Annotated in this window: 18 protein-coding genes and 1 pseudogene; 9 read left to right on the top strand and 10 right to left on the bottom strand. The window is 72.8% G+C overall.

Going from position 1 to position 17,854, the window contains the following annotated elements:
* Positions 1-24: 24 nt before the first annotated feature.
* From HNR21_RS21345 to HNR21_RS21320, 6 genes are read left to right on the top strand one after another with little or no spacing between them, the layout of a single operon-like run.
* Entirely contained in the window at positions 25-1,290 is a 1,266-nt protein-coding gene (locus HNR21_RS21345; RefSeq protein ID WP_182706588.1) for an aromatic ring-hydroxylating oxygenase subunit alpha, read from the top strand.
* Positions 1,277-1,597, top strand: coding sequence for a hypothetical protein (locus HNR21_RS21340; RefSeq protein WP_182706587.1), 321 nt, complete (start codon positions 1,277-1,279; stop codon positions 1,595-1,597). Before HNR21_RS21345 ends, HNR21_RS21340 begins: the two co-directional genes overlap by 14 nt.
* Entirely contained in the window at positions 1,597-2,829 is a 1,233-nt protein-coding gene (locus HNR21_RS21335; protein WP_182706586.1) for a metal-dependent hydrolase family protein, read from the top strand. Before HNR21_RS21340 ends, HNR21_RS21335 begins: the two co-directional genes overlap by 1 nt.
* Complete coding sequence (locus HNR21_RS21330; protein ID WP_220500240.1) at positions 2,813-3,226, top strand: nuclear transport factor 2 family protein; 414 nt, start codon at positions 2,813-2,815, stop codon at positions 3,224-3,226. Before HNR21_RS21335 ends, HNR21_RS21330 begins: the two co-directional genes overlap by 17 nt.
* Positions 3,213-4,304: an acyl-CoA dehydrogenase family protein gene (locus tag HNR21_RS21325; RefSeq protein ID WP_182706584.1), complete on the top strand. Its 1,092-nt coding sequence runs from the start codon at positions 3,213-3,215 to the stop codon at positions 4,302-4,304. The genes HNR21_RS21330 and HNR21_RS21325 overlap by 14 nt, the downstream gene beginning before the upstream one ends.
* Positions 4,301-5,089: an acyl-CoA dehydrogenase family protein gene (locus HNR21_RS21320; protein ID WP_182706583.1), complete on the top strand. Its 789-nt coding sequence runs from the start codon at positions 4,301-4,303 to the stop codon at positions 5,087-5,089. Before HNR21_RS21325 ends, HNR21_RS21320 begins: the two co-directional genes overlap by 4 nt.
* A gap of 63 nt (positions 5,090-5,152) precedes the next feature.
* Here the strand turns inward: HNR21_RS21320 and HNR21_RS21315 are convergent, their stop codons facing one another.
* From HNR21_RS21315 to HNR21_RS21305, 3 genes are read right to left on the bottom strand one after another with little or no spacing between them, the layout of a single operon-like run.
* Positions 5,153-5,950: an enoyl-CoA hydratase gene (locus HNR21_RS21315; RefSeq protein WP_182706582.1), complete on the bottom strand. Its 798-nt coding sequence runs from the start codon at positions 5,948-5,950 to the stop codon at positions 5,153-5,155.
* Between the two features lie 12 nt (positions 5,951-5,962).
* On the bottom strand, positions 5,963-7,111 hold the full coding sequence (locus HNR21_RS21310; RefSeq protein WP_182706581.1) for an acyl-CoA dehydrogenase family protein: 1,149 nt from the start codon (positions 7,109-7,111) through the stop codon (positions 5,963-5,965).
* Complete coding sequence (locus HNR21_RS21305) at positions 7,108-7,959, bottom strand: acyl-CoA dehydrogenase family protein (RefSeq protein ID WP_182706580.1); 852 nt, start codon at positions 7,957-7,959, stop codon at positions 7,108-7,110. Before HNR21_RS21305 ends, HNR21_RS21310 begins: the two co-directional genes overlap by 4 nt.
* Positions 7,960-8,311: 352 nt before the next feature.
* Between HNR21_RS21305 and HNR21_RS21300 the strand changes: the two genes are divergently transcribed.
* A complete protein-coding gene (locus HNR21_RS21300) occupies positions 8,312-8,992 on the top strand; it encodes a TetR/AcrR family transcriptional regulator (RefSeq protein ID WP_182706579.1) in 681 nt (226 codons plus the stop codon).
* 3 nt (positions 8,993-8,995) lie between these two features.
* On the opposite strand, the gene galT is transcribed toward HNR21_RS21300, so the two are convergent.
* From galT to HNR21_RS21285, 3 genes are all read right to left on the bottom strand, one after another.
* The gene (gene galT / locus HNR21_RS21295) at positions 8,996-10,039 is read right to left on the bottom strand and encodes a galactose-1-phosphate uridylyltransferase (RefSeq protein ID WP_182706578.1); all 1,044 of its coding nucleotides are present in this window, start codon (positions 10,037-10,039) and stop codon (positions 8,996-8,998) included.
* A 91-nt stretch (positions 10,040-10,130) separates the two neighbouring features.
* Positions 10,131-10,670, bottom strand: coding sequence for a DoxX family protein (locus HNR21_RS21290; protein ID WP_182706577.1), 540 nt, complete (start codon positions 10,668-10,670; stop codon positions 10,131-10,133).
* A gap of 56 nt (positions 10,671-10,726) precedes the next feature.
* A complete protein-coding gene (locus HNR21_RS21285; RefSeq protein WP_220500238.1) occupies positions 10,727-12,385 on the bottom strand; it encodes a thiolase C-terminal domain-containing protein in 1,659 nt (552 codons plus the stop codon).
* A 16-nt stretch (positions 12,386-12,401) separates the two neighbouring features.
* Here HNR21_RS21285 and HNR21_RS36425 point away from each other — a divergent pair.
* A pseudogene (locus HNR21_RS36425) lies at positions 12,402-12,674 on the top strand (hypothetical protein); the annotation flags it as partial.
* Positions 12,675-12,777: 103 nt separating this feature from the next.
* The gene (locus HNR21_RS36070; RefSeq protein ID WP_281402194.1) at positions 12,778-13,725 is read left to right on the top strand and encodes an NAD(P)/FAD-dependent oxidoreductase; all 948 of its coding nucleotides are present in this window, start codon (positions 12,778-12,780) and stop codon (positions 13,723-13,725) included.
* A 44-nt stretch (positions 13,726-13,769) separates the two neighbouring features.
* On the opposite strand, the gene HNR21_RS21275 is transcribed toward HNR21_RS36070, so the two are convergent.
* From HNR21_RS21275 to HNR21_RS21260, 4 genes are all read right to left on the bottom strand, one after another.
* Positions 13,770-14,828: a phosphotransferase family protein gene (locus tag HNR21_RS21275; RefSeq protein ID WP_182706575.1), complete on the bottom strand. Its 1,059-nt coding sequence runs from the start codon at positions 14,826-14,828 to the stop codon at positions 13,770-13,772.
* Entirely contained in the window at positions 14,825-16,150 is a 1,326-nt protein-coding gene (locus HNR21_RS21270; protein ID WP_182706574.1) for an acyl-CoA dehydrogenase family protein, read from the bottom strand. The genes HNR21_RS21275 and HNR21_RS21270 overlap by 4 nt, the downstream gene beginning before the upstream one ends.
* A gap of 128 nt (positions 16,151-16,278) precedes the next feature.
* Positions 16,279-16,962 (bottom strand): TetR family transcriptional regulator, encoded by a 684-nt coding sequence (locus HNR21_RS36065; RefSeq protein WP_182706573.1) that lies wholly within the window; start codon positions 16,960-16,962, stop codon positions 16,279-16,281.
* Positions 16,963-16,972: 10 nt separating this feature from the next.
* On the bottom strand, positions 16,973-17,788 hold the full coding sequence (locus tag HNR21_RS21260; RefSeq protein WP_182706572.1) for an NAD(P)-dependent oxidoreductase: 816 nt from the start codon (positions 17,786-17,788) through the stop codon (positions 16,973-16,975).
* Positions 17,789-17,854 lie beyond the last annotated feature (66 nt).

Genomic DNA, 17,854 nt, shown 5'->3' with positions numbered 1-17,854 from the left:
CTCCTCACAGAGAGGAGCGTGATCATGCCACACTTCACCAAGCCGGCGGCCGGCAGCTGGACCGAGCACTATCCCGAGCTGGGCACCCGGCCCGTCGACTACACCGACTCCATCGACCCGGCGTTCTACGAGGCCGAGCGCGCGTCGATCTTCAAGAAGACCTGGCTGAACGTCGGCCGGGTGGAGCAGCTGCCCAAGACCGGCAGCTACTTCACCAAGGAGCTGCACGTCGCCGACACCTCGCTGATCCTCGTCCGCGGCAAGGACAAGCGGATCCGCGCCTTCCACAACCTGTGCCGGCACCGCGGCAACAAGCTGGTGTGGAACGACTACCCCGGCGAGGAGGTCAAGGGCACCTGCCGCCAGTTCACCTGCAAGTACCACGCCTGGCGGTACGACCTGGAGGGCAACCTGACCTTCGTCCAGCAGGAGAAGGAGTTCTTCGACCTGGACAAGGCCGACTTCGGCCTGAAGTCGGTGCGCTGCGAGGTCTGGGAGGGGTTCATCTTCGTCAACCTGGACCCCGACGCCGCGCCGCTGGCCGAGTACCTGGGCGACCTGGCCAAGGGCCTGGAGGGCTACCCCTTCCACGAGATGACCGAGGTCTTCACCTACAAGGCCGAGGTCGGCAGCAACTGGAAGCTGTTCATCGACGCGTTCGCCGAGTTCTACCACGCGCCGGTGCTGCACCAGAAGCAGGCCACCAAGGAGGAGGCCGAGAAGCTGCTCGGCCACGGCTTCGAGGCGCTGCACTACGACATCCGCAGCCCGCACTCCATGATCTCCTCCTGGGGCGGCATGGCCCCGCCCAAGGACCCGAACATGGTCAAGCCGATCGAGCGGGTGCTGCGCAGCGGCCTGTTCGGCCCGTGGGATCGACCCGGCATCGAGGGCCTGGACCCGCTGCCGCCCGGCGTCAACCCGGCCCAGCACAAGGCGTGGGGCGTGGACTCGTTCCACTTCTTCCCCAACTTCATGCTGCTGATCTGGGCGCCCGGCTGGTACCTGACCTACCACTACTGGCCGACCGCGGTGGACCGGCACATCTTCGAGGCCAACCTGTACTTCGTGCCGGCCAGGACGGCGCGCCAGCGGCTGGCGCACGAACTGGCGGCGGTGACCTTCAAGGAGTACGCGCTCCAGGACGCCAACACCCTCGAGGCCACCCAGACCATGCTCAAGAGCCGGGCGGTCACCGAGTTCCCCCTCAACGACCAGGAGATCCTGCTGCGCCACCTGCACAAGGTGGCCGGCGACTACGTGAAGGAGCACGCGAATGCTGCCGGCTGAGTTCGCGGCGCTGGAGCCGTTCGGCGACTGGATCCTGGAGACCGAGCGGGAGCGCTACGCCAAGCGCCTGGCCAGCTCGATGGAGGAGATGCAGGCGTTCTACGACGCCGCGTTCCCCCTGCTTGAGGACGCCGCCAGGCACCTGGACGACTTCACGGTGGGCGAGCTGCCCGAGCCCGAGCGCAACCTGCTGCTGCTGATGTTCTCGCTGGTGATGGTGTCGTTCCCGGTCGAGGTGTGGAAGCAGGCCCGGGTGCCCGACAGCGGCGCCGCCTACCTGGACCTCCTCGTCGAGCCTCGGGTCTGATGGCGCTCACCCTCAGGGCCGCCCGCGTCCTGCACGTCGAGACGGGAGAGGTCGAGGAGCCGGGTCTGGTCACCGTGGACGGTGACCGGATCACCGGCGTGCGCGACGCGGGCGGCGACGGCGAGGTGCTGGACCTCGGCGACGTGACCCTCCTCCCCGGCCTCATGGACATGGAGGTCAACCTCCTCATGGGAGGCCGGGGGGAGACCGCCGCCCTGTCCCCCGTCCAGGACGATCCCCCGCTGCGGATGCTGCGCGCGGTCGGCAACGCCCGCCGCACCCTGCGCGCGGGGTTCACCACGGTCCGCAACCTCGGCCTGTTCGTCAAGACCGGCGGCTATCTGCTGGACGTCGCACTGGCCAAGGCCATCGACGCCGGGTGGATCGACGGCCCGCGCATCGTCCCGGCGGGCCACGCGATCACCCCGACCGGAGGGCATCTGGACCCCACGATGTTCTCCGCGTACGCCCCCGGCATCATGCCCCTGTCCCTGGAGGAGGGCATCGCCAACGGGGTCGACGAGGTCCGCAGGGCCGTCCGCTACCAGATCAAGCACGGCGCCAAGCTCATCAAGGTCTGCGCGTCGGGCGGGGTGATGTCGCACACCGGCGTCCCGGGCGCCCAGCACTACTCCGACGAGGAGCTGCGGGCCATCGTCGACGAGGCGCACCGGCGCGGGCTCAAGGTGGCGGCGCACACCCACGGCGCCGACGCCGTCCGCCACGCCGTCGAGGCGGGCATCGACTGCATCGAGCACGCCTTCCTCATCGACGACGAGACCCTGAAGCTGATGGCCGAGCGCGGCACCTGGCTGGTGCCGACGACCTACCTGACCGAGGGGATGGACATCTCCAAGGCCGCCCCCGAGCTCCAGGCCAAGGCCGCCGAGATCTTCCCCCGGGCGCGGACGGTCATCGCCCGGGCCGTCGAGGCCGGGGTCAGGATCGCGGCCGGCACCGACGCGCCCGCGATCCCGCACGGCCGCAACGCCATGGAGCTCGTCGCCATGGCCGAGCGCGGCATGACGCCGCTGCACGTGCTGCGGGCGGCGACCGTCGACGCGGCCGAGCTGATCAGCGCCGACGACCGCGGCCGGATCGCCGAGGGCCTGCTGGCCGACCTGATCGCGGTGCCCGGCAACCCGCTGGAGGACATCTCGGTGCTGACCGATGTCCGCTTCGTGATGAAAGGAGGGAAGGTCTTCCATGACAGACGTGACGAACGCGGTTGAGGACGTCATCGAGGTCCAGCAACTGCTGGCCAAGTACGCGGTCTCGATCACCAAGGGCGACATCGACGCGCTGCTGGAGGTCTTCACCCCCGACGGGACCTACAGCGCGTTCGGCGAGGTCTACCCGCTGGCCGAGTTCCCCGCGCTGGTCGACGCGGCGCCCAAGGGCCTGTTCATGGTCTCGACGCCGCTGCTGGACCTGCGGGGCGACGAGGGCACCGGCGTGCAGAACCTGTGCTTCGTCGACCACGCCACCCACGACATGCGGATCGGCTACTACAACGACGCCTACCGCAGGACGGCGGACGGCTGGCGGCTGCACACCCGCGCCATGACGTTCATCCGCCGCAACGGCGAGCACGACTCGGGCCGCCCGCACTCCCATGCGCGTCGATGAGTTCCGGACGGGGCTGCGGGCCTGGCTCGACGAGCACGACCTGCGCCCCGTCCACGACGGGTCGCTGGACGGCCACATGGCCCAGCTCTCCCGGGTGCGCCGGGCGCTGTTCGACGCCGGGTGGATGCGCTGGGGCTGGCCCGAGCACGTCGGGGGCCTGGGCGGGCCGGTGATCCTGCGCGCGGTGCTCGGCGAGGAGGTCGTGGCCCGCGACCTCGCCGAGCCGGGGATCTACACCCTGATCGAGGTGCTGGCGCCCACGCTGATCCGGTACGCCTCCCCCGAACTGGCCGGCCGTTTCGTCCCCAGGCTGCTGGCCGGTGAGGAGACCTGGTGCCAGGGGTTCTCCGAACCCGGCACGGGCAGCGACCTGGCCTCGCTGAGCACCCGCGCCGTCCGCGACGGCGGCGAGTGGGTGATCGACGGGCAGAAGGTGTGGACCTCCCTGGCCCAGTACGCGCAGCGCTGCGTGCTGCTGACCCGTACCGGCGGTCCCGGCCACCGGGGCATCTCGGCGTTCCTGGTGGACATGGACAGTCCCGGGATCACGGTGCGTCCCATCGAGACCATGCACGGCCGGGACGAGTTCGCCGAGGTGTTCCTCGACGGCGTCCGGGTGCCCGCCGGCCGGATGATCGGCGCCGAGGGACAGGGCTGGGAGATCGCGATGAGCATCCTCCCGGACGAGCGCTCCTCGTGCTTCTGGCAGCGGATCGCCTACCTGTACAACCGGCTGGACCGGCTGCTGGCGGACGCGCCGGCCGGGTCGGACCGGCGGCTCGGCGAGGCGTTCCTGGACCTGCACGCCATCCGCTGCAGGTCCCGGCTGACCCAGCACCGCCGCACCCGGGGCGAGCGGCTGGGCGCGGAGACCTCGATCGACAAGGTCCTCCTCGCCACCGCCGAGCAGCGCCTGTTCGACACCGCGCGCGACCTGCTGCCCGGGGAGATCGAGTACGGCGACTCCCACTGGCGCGAGGAGTACCTGTACTCGCGCGCCGCCACCGTCTACGGCGGCACCGCCGAGATCCAGCGCAACATCATCGCCAAGCGGCTGCTGTCCCTGGGGGACGAATGATCGACGCCTCCGATCTGGCCCTGCTGTCGGAGGGCCTGCGTTCGGCCATGCAGGAGTCGCCGTCGGCCGACGCGCTGGACGCGGCGCTGATCGAGCTGGGCTGGCACGACCTGCTGGAGGACTCCCCGGACGAGGCGGTCGCCCTGGTGTTCGGGCTGCTCGGCGAGACCGGCGCGCACGCCCCCGTGCTCAACGACGTGCTGCTGCACGCGATGAGGCGTCCGCCGGGCGGCGTCGTGGCGCTGAAGGAGGACGGGCTGGCGTTCGGGCGGCCGTGCGAGCCGTCCCCCGGCGGCCTGGATCCGGCGCTGGGCCTGACCCGGGCGGAGTGGGAGCCGCTCACCGACGAGGCGCTGGCCGCGGGCCGCCGGGCGCTGGGCTTCCAGATCGTCGGCGCGGGCCGCACGATGCTGGCGCTGGCCCGCGAGCACGCGCTGGCCCGCACCCAGTTCGGCCGGCAGGTGGCCTCGTTCCAGGCGGTCCGGCACCGGCTGGCCGAGACGCTGGTCGCGCTGGAGGCCGCGCAGGCGGCGCTGGAGCACGCCGGCGACCCGATGACCGCGATGCTGGGCAAGGCGCTGGCGGGACGGGCGGGCCTGACGGCCATGCGGCACTGCCAGCAGGTGCTCGCCGGGATCGGGTTCACCGCCGAGCACCGGTTCCACACGTTCGCCCGCCGGGTGCTGGTCCTGGACGACCTGCTGGGCTCGGCGTCGGCGCTGACCGGGCAGATCGGCGGGTCGCTGCGCGCGGACGGCCGCGCGCCCCGGCTCGTGGACCTGTGAACGACGCCGCACGCCGAAGGCGGCGGGCCGCATGCCTCCTGCGACCCGCCGCCTTTCCCCTGCTCACTGGTTCTTGAGGCGTTCCTTCATCTCGTCCAGGCGCACCAGGACGGGGTAGCCGCCGACGCTGAGGGCGTTGCCGTGACCGGTCTGGTGGATGTCGAACACCGACTGGATCGCCGCGTAGAAGCCCTGCACGTCGAGGGTCTGGTTGACGGCCCGCTTGGCCTGCCGCAGCGCGAACGGGTGCATCCGCGCGATCCGCCCGGCCAGCTCCATCGTGGCGTTGTCCAGCTCCGCCGGCGGCACCACCCGGTTGACCATGCCGACCTTCTCGGCCTCCTCGGCGGTCACGGCCCGGCCGGTGAACAGGATCTCCTTGGCCTTGCGGGCGCCCAGCTCCCAGGTGTGGCCGTGGTACTCCACCCCGCCGATCCCCATGTGCACCACCGGGTCGGAGAACTCGGCGTCGTCGGCCGCCACGATCAGGTCGCACGGCCAGCACAGCAGCAGCCCGCCCGCGATGCACTTGCCCTGCACGGCGGCGATGGACGGCTTGGGGACGTTGCGCCAGCGCAGGCTGTACTCCAGGTACCGGCGGGCCTCGGCGGTGTAGATCCACTCCAGGGTGATGTCCTGCGGCGACGACGGCCAGCTGCGGTCCTTGAGGTCGTGCCCGGCCGAGAAGTGCCTGCCGTTGCCGCGCAGCACGATGACCCGCACCTCGTCGTCGGCGGCGGCCCGCGACCAGGCGGCGTCCAGGTCGTCCAGCAGCGCCGAGGTCTGGGCGTTGGCGGCCTCGGGGCGGTTCAGCGTGATGACCGCGACCCGGTCTTCGACCTCGTACAGAATCTGGTCCATCGGTGACCTTCCTTACCTGGGCAGGCCGAGGATGCGCTCGGCGATGATGTTGCGCTGGATCTCGGAGGTGCCGCCGGCGATGGTCCCGGCGAAGCTGCGCACGTAGCGCTCGAACCAGCTGGCGATGAACGCCTCGTTGTTCATGTGGTTGAACGGGGCGGTGAACGCGGGATGGACCAGCCCCTCGGCGCCGCGGGCCTCCAGCGCGTGCAGGCTCGCGGTCTGCACGGCCTCCGAGCCGAGCAGCTTGAGCACGGAGATCTCCGCCGGGTCGCGGTCCCCGCCGAGCTGGCGGTAGCCGAGCAGCCGCAGCGCCTGCAGGTCCATCTGCAGCGTGGCGTACCACTCCTCGTCGCAGGGCGCGTCGCGGAGCAGGTCCTCCAGCCGTTCGGCGAAGCTGATCCACAGCAGCGTCCGCTCGTGGCCGAGGGAGCCGCCCGCCACCCGCCAGCCGTCGTTGAGCGGGCCGATCAGGTTCTCCTTCGGCACCCGGACGTCGGTGAAGAACACCTCGTTGAAGTCCAGGTCGTCGGGGGCGGTGATGGACCCGAACGGCCTGCGCACCACGCCCTCGGCGTCGGTGGGGACGAGCAGGACGCTGATGCCCTTGTGCTTGGGGGCGTCCGGGTCGGTGCGCACGAACGTCAGCAGCACGTCGGCGTCGTGCGCGCCCGAGGTCCACACCTTCTGCCCGTTCACCACGAAGTGGTCGCCCTCCAGGACCGCGCGGGTGCGCAGCCCGGCCAGGTCGGACCCGGCGCCCGGCTCGCTCATGCCGAGCGCCGCGGTGATCTCCGCCCGCAGGATCGGGACGGCCCACCGCCGCTTCTGCTCCTCGGTCCCGAACGTCAGGATCGAAGCGGCGATGATGCCCAGGCCCTGCGGGTTGAAGCTGTGGTAGATCCGCCGCCGCGACAGCTCCTCCAGGTGGGCGAGCTGCTGCGCCAGGGTGGCGTTCCGGCCGCCGTACTCGGGGGGCTGGCCGGGCAGCAGCCAGCCCGCGTCGAACAGTCTCCGCTGCCAGCGCCTGGCCCACTCCGGCATGTCCGCGCTGGACCGCGAGCGGGGCACGGCCTCCTCCTCGCCGGGCAGGTTGGCGTCGAGGAAGGCGGAGAACTCCGCACGGAACCTCTCCACCTCCGGGTCGGGGGTCAGCCTCATGTCAGCAACGCCCTTCTGTGTTCGGCCGCCGTGCCCAGCAGCAGGTCGCCGGCCTTGGCCCGCTTCAGGTAGATCTGCAGGTCGTTCTCCCAGGTGAAGCCCATCGCCCCGAAGAGCTGCAGGCCGTGCTGGAAGACCACGCGCTGGCACTCGCCGGCGGCGGCCTTGGCCATCGCGGCGGCCCGGCCGCGGCGCGGGTCGTCCTCGGCGATGGTCAGCGCGGAGAAGTAGGCCAGCGCCCTGGCCCGTTCGATCGCCACGTACATGTCGGCGGCCTTGTGCTTGACGGCCTGGAACGACCCGATCGGCACCCCGAACTGGACGCGCTGCTTGACGTGCGCGACGGCCATGTCGAGGATGCGGCGGCAGGCCCCCACCGTGGAGATCGCCAGGCCCATCAGCGCCAGGTCCGGGACCCCGGCCACCAGCCCGGGCACGTTCACGTGCGCCACGTGCAGGGTCGGGTCGAACGTCTCGACGCGTTCGGCGTCCACGTCCGGGCCCTTGACCACGACCACGCCGTCCCGGGTGACCAGCGCGATCTCATCGGCCCGGTCGGCGTCCAGCACGAACCGCCCGGTCCCGTCGCACACCGCCGTCCCCGCCCCCTCGGGCAGCCGCCCGGCCAGCGGCGCGAACCAGGTGGCGGTGGCCAGGAACGGCGTCGGGTCGGCGACGTACCCCAGCTCCTCCAGCACGATCGCCAGCTCCACCGGCGGGGCCTCCAGCCACCCCAGCTCCCGGTACCGCGCCCACAGCTCCTCCTCGGGCAGCGACCGCGACCTGGTCACCGTCTCGCGGACCATCTGCTGGAGCAGCCGCTGATCCTCGTCGAATTCAAAGTCCATGGGCGACCTCCAGGAGAACCTCGCCAGCCGAACGGCGGCCCGCGGCCAGGGCCGTCGCCATCTCCTCGATCACCGCCGGCCCGCCGAGGGCGTCGCGGCGGACGGCCCTCATGGCCGGGTGGCCGCGGCCAGGTCGGCACAGGCGACGGTCCGGCCGCCGTCCTCGATGACCGCGATCGCGTCGGGACGCCGCCGCGCCCGCCGGCCCAGGTGACGCATGGTGTGAGAGTATCATTCTCGCTAGAAGCAAGTAAGAGTCTCACGAGCGCTGATTACGCGTCTCATAACCGCGGGGTCACGTTCGGTGGAGGACTGCGCGGTCTTCCCGATGCAGTGGAGTATCGTTTTGGCCGTGACCTCAGTCTCCGAAGAGCCCGCATGGCGCCAGCGCGCCGTCGAGCGTTCGACCCGTGCCGCCAAGCTCCGCGCCGAACAGCGCGTGCAACGTTTCCTGGACTCGGCCCAGGAGCTGATCGCGGAGAAGGGGACCACGGACTTCACCGTCCAGGAGGTCGTCGACCGGTCCAAGCAGTCGCTGCGCAGCTTCTACCAGCACTTCGACGGCAAGCACGAACTGCTGCTGGCACTGTTCGAGGACGCGCTGTCCAAGTCGGCGGCCAAGATCAGACAGGCCGCCGCCGCCGAGTCCGACCCGCTGGAGCGGCTGCGCGTCGCCGTCGAGATGCTGTACCGCAGCTCGCTGCCGAACCCCGACGTCCAGCAGCCGCTGTTCAGTGACTTCGCCCTGCAGCTCCTGGTCAAGCACCCGGCCGAGGTCGCGACCGCCAACCTGCCGCTGCTGGCGGTCTTCACCGAGCTCGTCGAGCAGGCCGTCGAGGCCGGCGCGATCCCCGCGGGCAGGCCCCGCCGCCGGGCCGCCCTGGTGATGCAGACGGTCATGTTCGCCGCGTTCGTCGCCCAGGCCGGCGGCGCCGCCGAGGGCCACGCCGCCCCGGTCACCGCCGAGGAGGTCTGGCGGTTCTGCCTCGGCGGCATCTCCGCCCCTCCCCCCGAGTCCGGCGAGCAGCCGTAGCCGTCAGGAGGCGACCTCGCGGAGCCGCCGGGCCGCCGCCTCGGGGGCGACGTCGTTGACGAACGCCTCCATGCCGGACTCGGTTCCGGCCAGGTACTTCAGCTTGCCCGCGGCGCGCCGGACGGTGAACAGCTCCAGGTGCAGGGCCAGCTCCCGCTCGCCCCGGGGCGCCTGGTGCCAGGCCGCCACGTACGGCGTCGGCGAGGCCTGGGCGTCCTGGCCGGGCTCGGCGAACAGCCGGTCGAAGCGGCGGAGCAGCTCCAGGTAGAGGCCGGGGAACTCGGCGCGTTCGGCCTCGTTCAGCGCGGTCAGGTCGGGCACCCGGCGGTTGGGGTACAGGTGCACCTCGTACGGCCAGCGCGCGGCGTACGGGACGAAGGCCGTCCAGTGCTCGGCGGCCAGCACCACCCGCACGGGGTCGGCCCGCTGGGCGGCCAGCAGGTCCTCGAAGAGGTTGCGGCCGGTCTCCGCGCGGTGGCGGGCCGCCCGCCCGATCATCTTGGCGGTGCGCGGGGTGACGAAGGGGAAGGCGTAGATCTGCCCGTGCGGGTGCTGCAGCGTCACGCCGATCTCGGCGCCCCGGTTCTCGAAGCAGTACACCTGCCGTACCTGCGGCAGGGCCGACAGTTCGGCGGTGCGGTCGGTCCAGGCGTCCAGCACCAGGCGGGCGCGCCCGGCGGACAGGTCGGCGAACGACAGGTCGTGGTCGGGGGTGAAGCACACCACCTCACAGCGCCCCGTCTCCCCCGCCAGTGAGGGAAAGCGGTTCTCGAAGACCACCACCTCGTAGTCGTCGGCGGGGATCTCGCTCAGCCGCCCGTCCCGCGACGGGCACAGCGGGCACTCCCCCGGCGGCGGCTGGTAGGTCCGGTCCTGACGGTGTGCCGCGATGGTCACGTGGTCGCCGGTCACCATGTCCCGGCGCACCTCACTGCGCGCGGCGGCCGGGCCCAGCGGACGCCGGTCGGCCGGTGCCCGCACGCCGGTCTCGCCGGTCGTGTAGTAGATCAGCTCACGGCCGTCCGCCAGCTTCGTGACGATCTTCACTCCCGCTCCTCCACGGTCATACCGGAGCACTCCGGCATGACCGTACGCGCGTTCCGTCAGAAGTGCGTGATCGGGGTGGTGAGCGGGTCCATCAGGAGGTCTGCTCGGCGGGCTCGGCGGGCTCGGCGGGCTCGGCCTGCTTGGGCCGGGGCCGCCAGAAGGCGGCGAGCAGGCCGGCCGTCGCCGCCACGGCCACGCCGAGGGCGATGCCGCCGCCCGCCCAGCCGGTGACGTCGATGCCCGCGGCGGAGTCCACCGACCAGCGGCCCGGGCCCAGCATCGCCAGGGCCAGGCAGACCACCCCGAGCACCAGGACGTACTCGTAGCCGTCCTTGAACACGAAGAAGCCGTTGGCCCGGTGCGCCAGCAGCCCCGCGACCAGCATCACGGAGATCACCGCCGCGCAGGCCAGCGGGGTGAGCAGGCCGAGGACCAGCAGCGCGCCCGCGCCGATCTCGGTGACCACGCTCATCCAGGCCTGCAGCCTGCCGTGCCGCAGCCCGAGCCCACCGAACCAGCGGGCGGTGCCCTCGATGCGGCCGCCGCCCACCCAGTGGTTGACCCCGTGCGCGATCATGGTGATCCCCACGACCACGCGCACCAGCAGCAACGCGGCAACGTCGGCGTCCATCTCGTCCTCCAGTCGATCGGGTCGTCAGTCGATCATCCGTCCGCGGACGCGCGGCGTCACGCCTGGGTCCGGAACAGGATGGCCCCGCCGGGGGTGAGGCCGCCGCTGCTCACCACCGCCACGCGGGCGCCGGGCACCTGCCGCTCCCCGCCCTCGCCGCGGAGCTGGACGATCGCCTCGTGGATCAGGCCCATGCCGTGGGTGCGGCCGTGGGAGAGCTGGCCGCCGTGGGTGTTGAGCGGCAGCACGCCGTCGCGGGCGATGTTCTTGCCGCCGTCCAGGAAGTCCTTGGCCTCGCCGATGCCGCAGAAGCCCAGCGCCTCGATCCACGACAGGCAGTTGAACGTGAAGCCGTCGTACAGCTCGGCCACGTCCACGTCGCCCGGCCGCAGCGACGTGCGCGTCCACAGGTGGGCGGCGGGACCGAGCACCTGCGGCTCGTGGGCTGAGGTGCTCTGGTCCCACTCGATCCGCTCGATGATCTGCGTTCCGACGGCCTCCACCAGGATCGGTGGCCTGGCCAGGTCCCGGGCAGCGTCCACGGCCGACACGATGACCGCGACCGCCCCGTCGCAGGGCACGTCGCAGTCGTACAGCCCGAACGGGGTGGTGATGGGCCGGGCGTTCAGGTAGTCGTCCATCGTCATCGGGTCGCGGTAGATCGCGTCCGGGTTGAGGGCGGCGTTGGCGCGCTGGTTGAGGGCGATCCAGCCGAGCGTCTCGCGGGTGGTGCCGTAGCGGTGGAAGTGCCGCTGGGCGTTCTGCGCCAGGGTGTGCGCCGCCGACGTGGCCCCGAACGGCACCAGCCAGCTCGGGGTGCGGCCGCCGCCCGGGGCGAGCCTGCCCTGCCGCATCAGCTCGCCCTGCGTGGCCTCCCACAGGGTGCGGAAGCACAGCACGTGCCGGGCCAGCCCGCCGGCCACCGCCAGCATCGCCGCGATCACCGAGCCGCCGGGGCCGAACGTCTCGATGCCGCCGTTGTGCCAGGTCGGCCGGATGCCCAGGGCCGCCTCCAGCGCGGTCACGCCGCCCTCGGCGAACCCGCCGTACGCCCCGCCGCCCGGATAGGTGGCCAGGCCGTCGATGTCGTCGACGGTGAGGCCGGCGTCGGCGATCGCGCGATCGCACGCCTGGACGGTGAGCGACAGCGGGGGGACCATCAGGCGGCGGCCGATCGGTGAGGCGCCGATGCCGGTAACGGCGACCTTGTCCTCGAACTTCTCCCGCCGGACCATCGGCCGCACGTGCCGCCACACCTGGTCGGGCTCGATCTCGTCGGGCGGCGGCGGGGCCGGCTCGCCCTGCTCGGCCGCGGGCCGGAACAGCGGCAGCCACACGTCCTCGGCCCGCTCGAAGACGACCTCCATCCGCATGCCGAGTTCGAGCAGCTCGGGGTCGCACCCGACGATGTTGGTGGTGAGCCGGACGCGGGGGTCCTCCTCGATCGCGACCTGCGCCACCACGTACGGAGGGGGCAGTCCCGGCAGGCCGAACCGGTGGTTGACGGTGAACGAGGCCAGCGTCGCGCGTCCGGACACGGCCTGGATCCGCAGGTCGTGCCCGCGGCAGTACCGGCAGACCGGCTGCGGCGGATGGATCAGGGCGGTGCAGTCGGCGCACTGCCGGAAGCGCAGCCGGCCGTCCGCTCCCGAGGTCCAGAAGAACTCGTTCTCCAGGGTCAGCAGCGGCAGGGGGCGTCCCGCGGATCCGGCCACGTCGTCTCCTCGTTCCATGCCGCCGCACCGGATGCGACCCGGCATTGTGAACCGTGATTCAGCATTTTCTAATGAGCTTTACTTTAGTGAGCGTCGTTATGCTTGGGAACACCGGGGTGTCCGGGGCAGCCGGTGCCGCCCGGCGAACCGAGAGGTCAGGACTATGCGATCCATGCAGAGCATCGTGGTGGTGGGCGGGGGCGCGGCGGGCCTGGCGGCCGTCGAGACCCTCCGCCGGGAGGGGTACGACGGATCGCTGGTCCTGCTGGCCGAGGAGCCGGTCCTCCCCTACGACCGTCCCCCGCTGTCCAAGCAGGTCCTCACCGGCGCCTGGGACCTGGAGCGGATCCGGCTGCGGGAGGACGGGCACTACACCGGCCTGGACGTCCCGCCTGCTCCACCGGCGGGCCTGCGGGCTCGACCTCGACCGCCGGCGGGTCCGCCTCGACGAGGGCTCCACCCTGGCGTTCGACGGGCTGGTCATCGCCACCGGTGTGCGACCGCGGCTGCTGCCGGGCGGGCACCACCTGGACGGGGTCCACGTCCTGCGCGGCCACACGGACGTGGTGCGGCTGCGGGCGGCGTTCGAGACGGGCCGCAGGGTCGTGATCGTCGGCGCGGGCTTCCTCGGCATGGAGGTCGCGGCGTCCGCCCGGAGGCTGGGCCTCGACGTCACCGTGGTCGATCCCCTGGCGCAGCCGATGATGCGCCAGCTCGGCCCCGAGATCGGCGCGGCCATCGCCGACCTGCACCGCGCGCACGGCGTGGACCTGCGCACGGGCGTCGGCGTCCGGGAGATCCGCGGCGAGGACGACCGGGTGACCGGTGTCGCGCTGTCCGACGGCGCCGTCGTTCCCGCCGACTGCGTGCTGGTGTCGATCGGGGCGGAGCCCAACGTGGACTGGCTCGGCGGCTCCGGGCTGCCGCTGGGCGACGGCGTCGAGTGCGACGAGTTCTGCCGGGCGGCCCCCGGGGTCTATGCGGCGGGCGACGTGGCCTCGTGGATCCACCCCGGCTACGGGCGGCGGATGCGGCTGGAGCACCGGATGAACGCCACCGAGCAGGGCACCGCCGCGGCGCTGAACCTGCTGCACGGCGACGAGCGGCCGTTCTCCCCGCTGCCGTACTTCTGGACCGACCAGTACGAGGTCAAGATCCAGGCTCATGGCGTCCTCCCCGAGGGCGGCGAGGTGACCTTCGAGAAGGGCTCGCCCGGGGACGAGCGCTTCGTCGCCGTGTACCGCGTGGACGGGCGGGTCACCGGGGTCCTCGGCTGGAACGCGCCGGCGCTGATCCTGCCCTACCGCAAGCAGATGCTCGAAGCCCTCGCCGCCCGCTGAGGGCCCGGCCGTCCCGCACCCGGAGCGCGGGGCGGCCGGACCGGTCACGCCCGTTCGATCTCCTGCTCGGCCTTGGCCCACAGCCATCCGGCGTAGCCGTGCAGGCCCTCGCCGATCCGCCGGTCCATCCTCCCATTGAGGGCGCGGAAGTAGCCGCCCTCCAGCAGGGCGGCCAGGCGGAAGCACGCCAGCACCTGGAACCACCGGAAGTCCGAGACGTCCCGGCCGGTCAGCCCGGCGTAGTGCGCGACCAGCTCGGCGCGGGAGGGCATCCCGTCCCACGGCTGCAGCTGCGGGTCGCTGCCGGGCGGGTCGCCCTCCTCCCGCCACGCGGTCAGGATCCAGGCCAGGTCCACCAGCGGGTCGCCGAGGGCGGCCATCTCCCAGTCCACGATCGCGGCGAGCCTGGGTTCGTCGCGGCGGAACATCACGTTGGCGAACTGCAGGTCGCCGTGGACGATGCCGATCCGCCCGTGCGCGGGCACGTTGGCCCGCAGCCAGTCGGCGACCGGGCCGACCGCCGGGGACTCGCTCGCGCGGTACTCGGCGGACTCCCGGTAGCCCTCCAGCATCCGCAGGTAGCGGGGGGTCTGGCGGTTCAGCCAGTCCTCGGTCCTGCTGAGGTCGCCCAGCCCGATCGCCTCCGGGTCGACCGCCGCCAGCGCGGCGGCCCCGGCGACCAGCTCCAGCGCCAGCTCACGGCGCCAGCCCGGGTCGGCGGCGTACCCGCCGGGCAGCCTCCCCCGCGGGGTGAACCCGTCGACCTTGGCCACGATCGAGAACGGCGCCCCGATCACGGTGTCGTCCAGGCAGCTCGCGTACAGCCGCGGGTGCGGGACCCCGGTGCCGGCCAGCGCGGTCAGCACCCGGCTCTCGCGGGCGAACGCGGCGGACGCCGCGTCCCCGGCGGCGTGCCGGCCCGGCCGGCGCAGCACCAGCTCGGTGCCGTCGGCCCGGGTGAGCGCGAACAGCAGGTTCTGCGAACCGCCGGTGATCGGGGCGATCGCGGTGAACGGCCCGTCGCCCGGCAGGCCGGCCAGGTGCGGCCAGGCGTTCAGGCGGTCGAGGTCGACGATCTGCTCGGCGGGCCCGCGGTCGCTCATCGGGCGCCCGCCAGGCCCTTGAGCCGGCCGGCGAACTTCTCGCGGGCGGCCGCCACCCGGGTGGGGATGTGCTCGGAGCCGAACAGCCTGTCCTCGGCCGGTTCGGCGTCCTGCAGCAGCAGCCGGGCGACGACGTCCTTGTGCGCCTCGGTCGGGCCGTCGGCGATGCCGAGCACCGGGCCGCTCTGCCACATCCGCATCAGCGGCAGCTCGTTGGACACGCCGAGCGCCCCGTGCAGGTGAACGGCCCGGTAGACGACGTCGACCAGGGTCCTGGGGGTGGCCGCCTTGACCGCCGAGATGTGCAGGCGGGCCAGCCTGGCGTGCTCGGGGTCGCCGGTCTCGGCGGCCCGGTCGACCTGCCAGGCCGCGTGCAGCACCTGGAGGCGGAACTGCTCGATCTGGATCCAGGTGTCGGCCAGCGCCTGCCGGACGGCCTGCTGGTCGGCCAGCGGGCGGCCGCGGGTGCGGCGGCTCGCGATGCGTTCGAGCATCATCTCCATGGCGCGGCGGCACTGGCCGATCGAGCGCATCGCGTGGTGCAGCCGGCCGCCGCCGAGCCGGGTCTGGGCGATGGCGAAGCCGGTGCCCGGCTCGCCGAGCAGGTTCTCGGCCGGCACCCGGCAGTCGGTGAACCGCAGGTAGCCGTGCGCGCCGTCGCCGAGGGGCTCGCCGCCCAGGCCGGTGCCGCGCACCATCTCCATGCCGGGGGTGCCGCGCGGGATGACGAACATCGACGAGCCCTTGTGCACCGGCACGTCGGGGTCGGTGATGACCATGGCGATGACGAACGCGGCGTGGGGGTAGTTGGAGGCGAACCACTTCTCGCCGTTGATCACCCACTCGTCGCCGTCGCGGACCGCCCGGCAGGTGAAGCCGCCCGGGTCCGCGCCGCCCTGCGGCTCGGTCATCGCGAACGTGGAGACGATCCGGCCGTCCAGCAGCGGCTCGAGGAACCGGCGGCGCTGCTCCTCGTTGCCGTAGTGGGCCAGGATCTCGGCGTTGCCCGAGTCGGGGGCCTGGGTGCCGAACACCATCGGCGCCCACTGGGAACGGCCGAGGATCTCGTTCAGCAGCGCCAGCCTGACCTGGCCCATCCCCATGCCGCCCAGCGACGGCGGCAGGTGCGCCGCCCACAGGCCCTGCTTCCTGACCTGCTCCTGGAGGGGCCGGACGACCTCCCGGAAGACCTCGCCGTCCCGGTCATAGGGGTCGGCGGTGCCCGGGAACAGCACGTCGATCGGCTCGATCTCCTCCCGCACGAACCGGGCGACCCAGTCGAGCCTGGCCTGGAACTCGGGGTCGGTACTGAAATCCCACATGCAGGGGTCCTCTCTTCCGCTGGGCGCCCCGGCGCGGCCGCCACCGCACCCAGAATGCTGTTCGAAAGATATCAGAATGACGTTCTCGCATCCAGAAAGGACACTCTGCAAACGGGTGGAGAAGCGGATCAGCGCAGGTCGGAGGGCTGCGCCCCGGGCAGGCCGGCGAGCAGGAAGGCGGTGAGGTGCGCGAGGTCCTCCTCGCCGGGGGCCTGCTCCTTGAACAGGTGGTACTGCATGGCGGCGACCGCCGTGGCGGCGACGGCACGGGCGGTGCGCGCGGGATCGGCCGCCCCCAGCGCCGCGGCCGGGGGCGTGAACAGCTCGGCGAGCGAGTCCACCAGCGCCACCGACACGTGCCGGGTGCCCGGCGGCAGGCTCGAGGCGTTGCGCAGCACCGCGCGGGTCTTGGTGGCCAGTGCGGTGTCGGCGGCCTGCTTCATGATCGCCGCCACCCCGGCGCGGATCTGCTCTGTCGGGTCGCCGGCCGCGGCCATCCGGCGCCGGACGTACCCGACCACGGTCCGCGCGCCCTGGTCGACGATCGCCGCGACCAGCGCGTCCTTGCCGGTGAAGTAGCGGTAGAACGCGTCGTTGGACAGCCCGGCGGCGGCCACGATGTCGGCCACCCGCGGCCCGCGCCGCCCGTCGCCCTCGACCATCAGCGCCAGCCCGGCCTCCATGAGGGCGCGCACGTCGGACTGGGCGGCCTCCTCCAGGGCCGCGACCCGGCGGCGGACCGCCCGTTCCGCGAGGGTGGGGCGGTCGCCGTCGGGTCCGGAGCCGTTCTCGGGAGGCGTCTCGGGGGACATCGCGGGGTCCCTAGCGGGGGTGGCCCATGATCTTCAGGGCGGCGTCGGCTGCCTCCAGCACGGTGCCCGCCCGCGCCTTCGCCGCCTCGGCGAGCTCGGCGACCAGCCCGACGTCCTTGCGCAGCAGCGCGCCGGCCCGGGGTCCCAGCGGCTCCAGCGCGCCGCCCGCGGCGGCGACCCGGCCCAGCGCGAAGCTCCCCCCGCTGCCGTGGGAGAGCACCTCGGCGAGCCGGGCCGGGTCCACCTCCAGCGCCCGGCCGAGCGCCAGCGCACCGGCGGCGGTGGCCAGGTTCGCCGTGAACAGCAGGTTGTTGAGCAGCTTGGCGAGCTGCCCGGAGCCGAGCGGGCCGAGGTGGACGACGGGGTCGGCGTAGGCGGCGAACACCGGGCGGCAGCGTTCGACGGTCCGGGCGTCGCCGCCCGCCATCACCAGGAGCCGGCCCGCCTCGGCGGCCGGACCGCCGCCGCTCACCGGCGCGTCGACCAGCGAGACGCCGCGGGCCCCGGCGAGGTCGGCGAGCCTGCGGCAGGTGTCGGGGTGGACGGTGCTGTGCACGGCGATCACGCCGCCCTCGCCGAGCCCGGCCAGCACCCCGCGCTCGCCGGTGACGACCTCCTCGACGTCGGCGTCGTTCACCACGCAGATGCACACCAGGTCGCTGGCGGCGGCCAGGTCGGCGGGCGAGCCGGCGACCTCGGCGGTGCCGCCGAACGGCTCGAGCGAGGCGGGGCGGCGGGCCCACAGCGTGGTCGGGTGGCCCGCCTCGATGATCCGGCGCGCCATCGGGGCGCCCTGGCTGCCCAGGCCGATGAACCCGACGCGCATCAGTGCGCCTCCCCCGCCGGGCGGACGTTCGCGGGGGCGGCACCGGGCCGTGCCGTGCCGAATCTG

Source organism: Thermomonospora cellulosilytica (assembly GCF_014138835.1).
Lineage (GTDB): Bacteria > Actinomycetota > Actinomycetes > Streptosporangiales > Streptosporangiaceae > Thermomonospora > Thermomonospora amylolytica.
The sequence above is the reverse complement of the archived record's forward strand: the minus strand, read 5'-3'. Positions and strand labels throughout refer to the sequence as shown.

Coding starts and splice junctions, on each gene's coding strand:
- HNR21_RS21345 (WP_182706588.1), top strand. CDS start 25: ATGCCACACTTCACCAAGCCGGCGGCCGGCAGCTGGACCGAGCACTAT.
- HNR21_RS21340 (WP_182706587.1), top strand. CDS start 1,277: ATGCTGCCGGCTGAGTTCGCGGCGCTGGAGCCGTTCGGCGACTGGATC.
- HNR21_RS21335 (WP_182706586.1), top strand. CDS start 1,597: ATGGCGCTCACCCTCAGGGCCGCCCGCGTCCTGCACGTCGAGACGGGA.
- HNR21_RS21325 (WP_182706584.1), top strand. CDS start 3,213: ATGCGCGTCGATGAGTTCCGGACGGGGCTGCGGGCCTGGCTCGACGAG.
- HNR21_RS21320 (WP_182706583.1), top strand. CDS start 4,301: ATGATCGACGCCTCCGATCTGGCCCTGCTGTCGGAGGGCCTGCGTTCG.
- HNR21_RS21315 (WP_182706582.1), bottom strand. CDS start 5,950: ATGGACCAGATTCTGTACGAGGTCGAAGACCGGGTCGCGGTCATCACG.
- HNR21_RS21310 (WP_182706581.1), bottom strand. CDS start 7,111: ATGAGGCTGACCCCCGACCCGGAGGTGGAGAGGTTCCGTGCGGAGTTC.
- HNR21_RS21305 (WP_182706580.1), bottom strand. CDS start 7,959: ATGGACTTTGAATTCGACGAGGATCAGCGGCTGCTCCAGCAGATGGTC.
- HNR21_RS21290 (WP_182706577.1), bottom strand. CDS start 10,670: ATGGACGCCGACGTTGCCGCGTTGCTGCTGGTGCGCGTGGTCGTGGGG.
- HNR21_RS21275 (WP_182706575.1), bottom strand. CDS start 14,828: ATGAGCGACCGCGGGCCCGCCGAGCAGATCGTCGACCTCGACCGCCTG.
- HNR21_RS21270 (WP_182706574.1), bottom strand. CDS start 16,150: ATGTGGGATTTCAGTACCGACCCCGAGTTCCAGGCCAGGCTCGACTGG.
- HNR21_RS36065 (WP_182706573.1), bottom strand. CDS start 16,962: ATGTCCCCCGAGACGCCTCCCGAGAACGGCTCCGGACCCGACGGCGAC.
- HNR21_RS21260 (WP_182706572.1), bottom strand. CDS start 17,788: ATGCGCGTCGGGTTCATCGGCCTGGGCAGCCAGGGCGCCCCGATGGCG.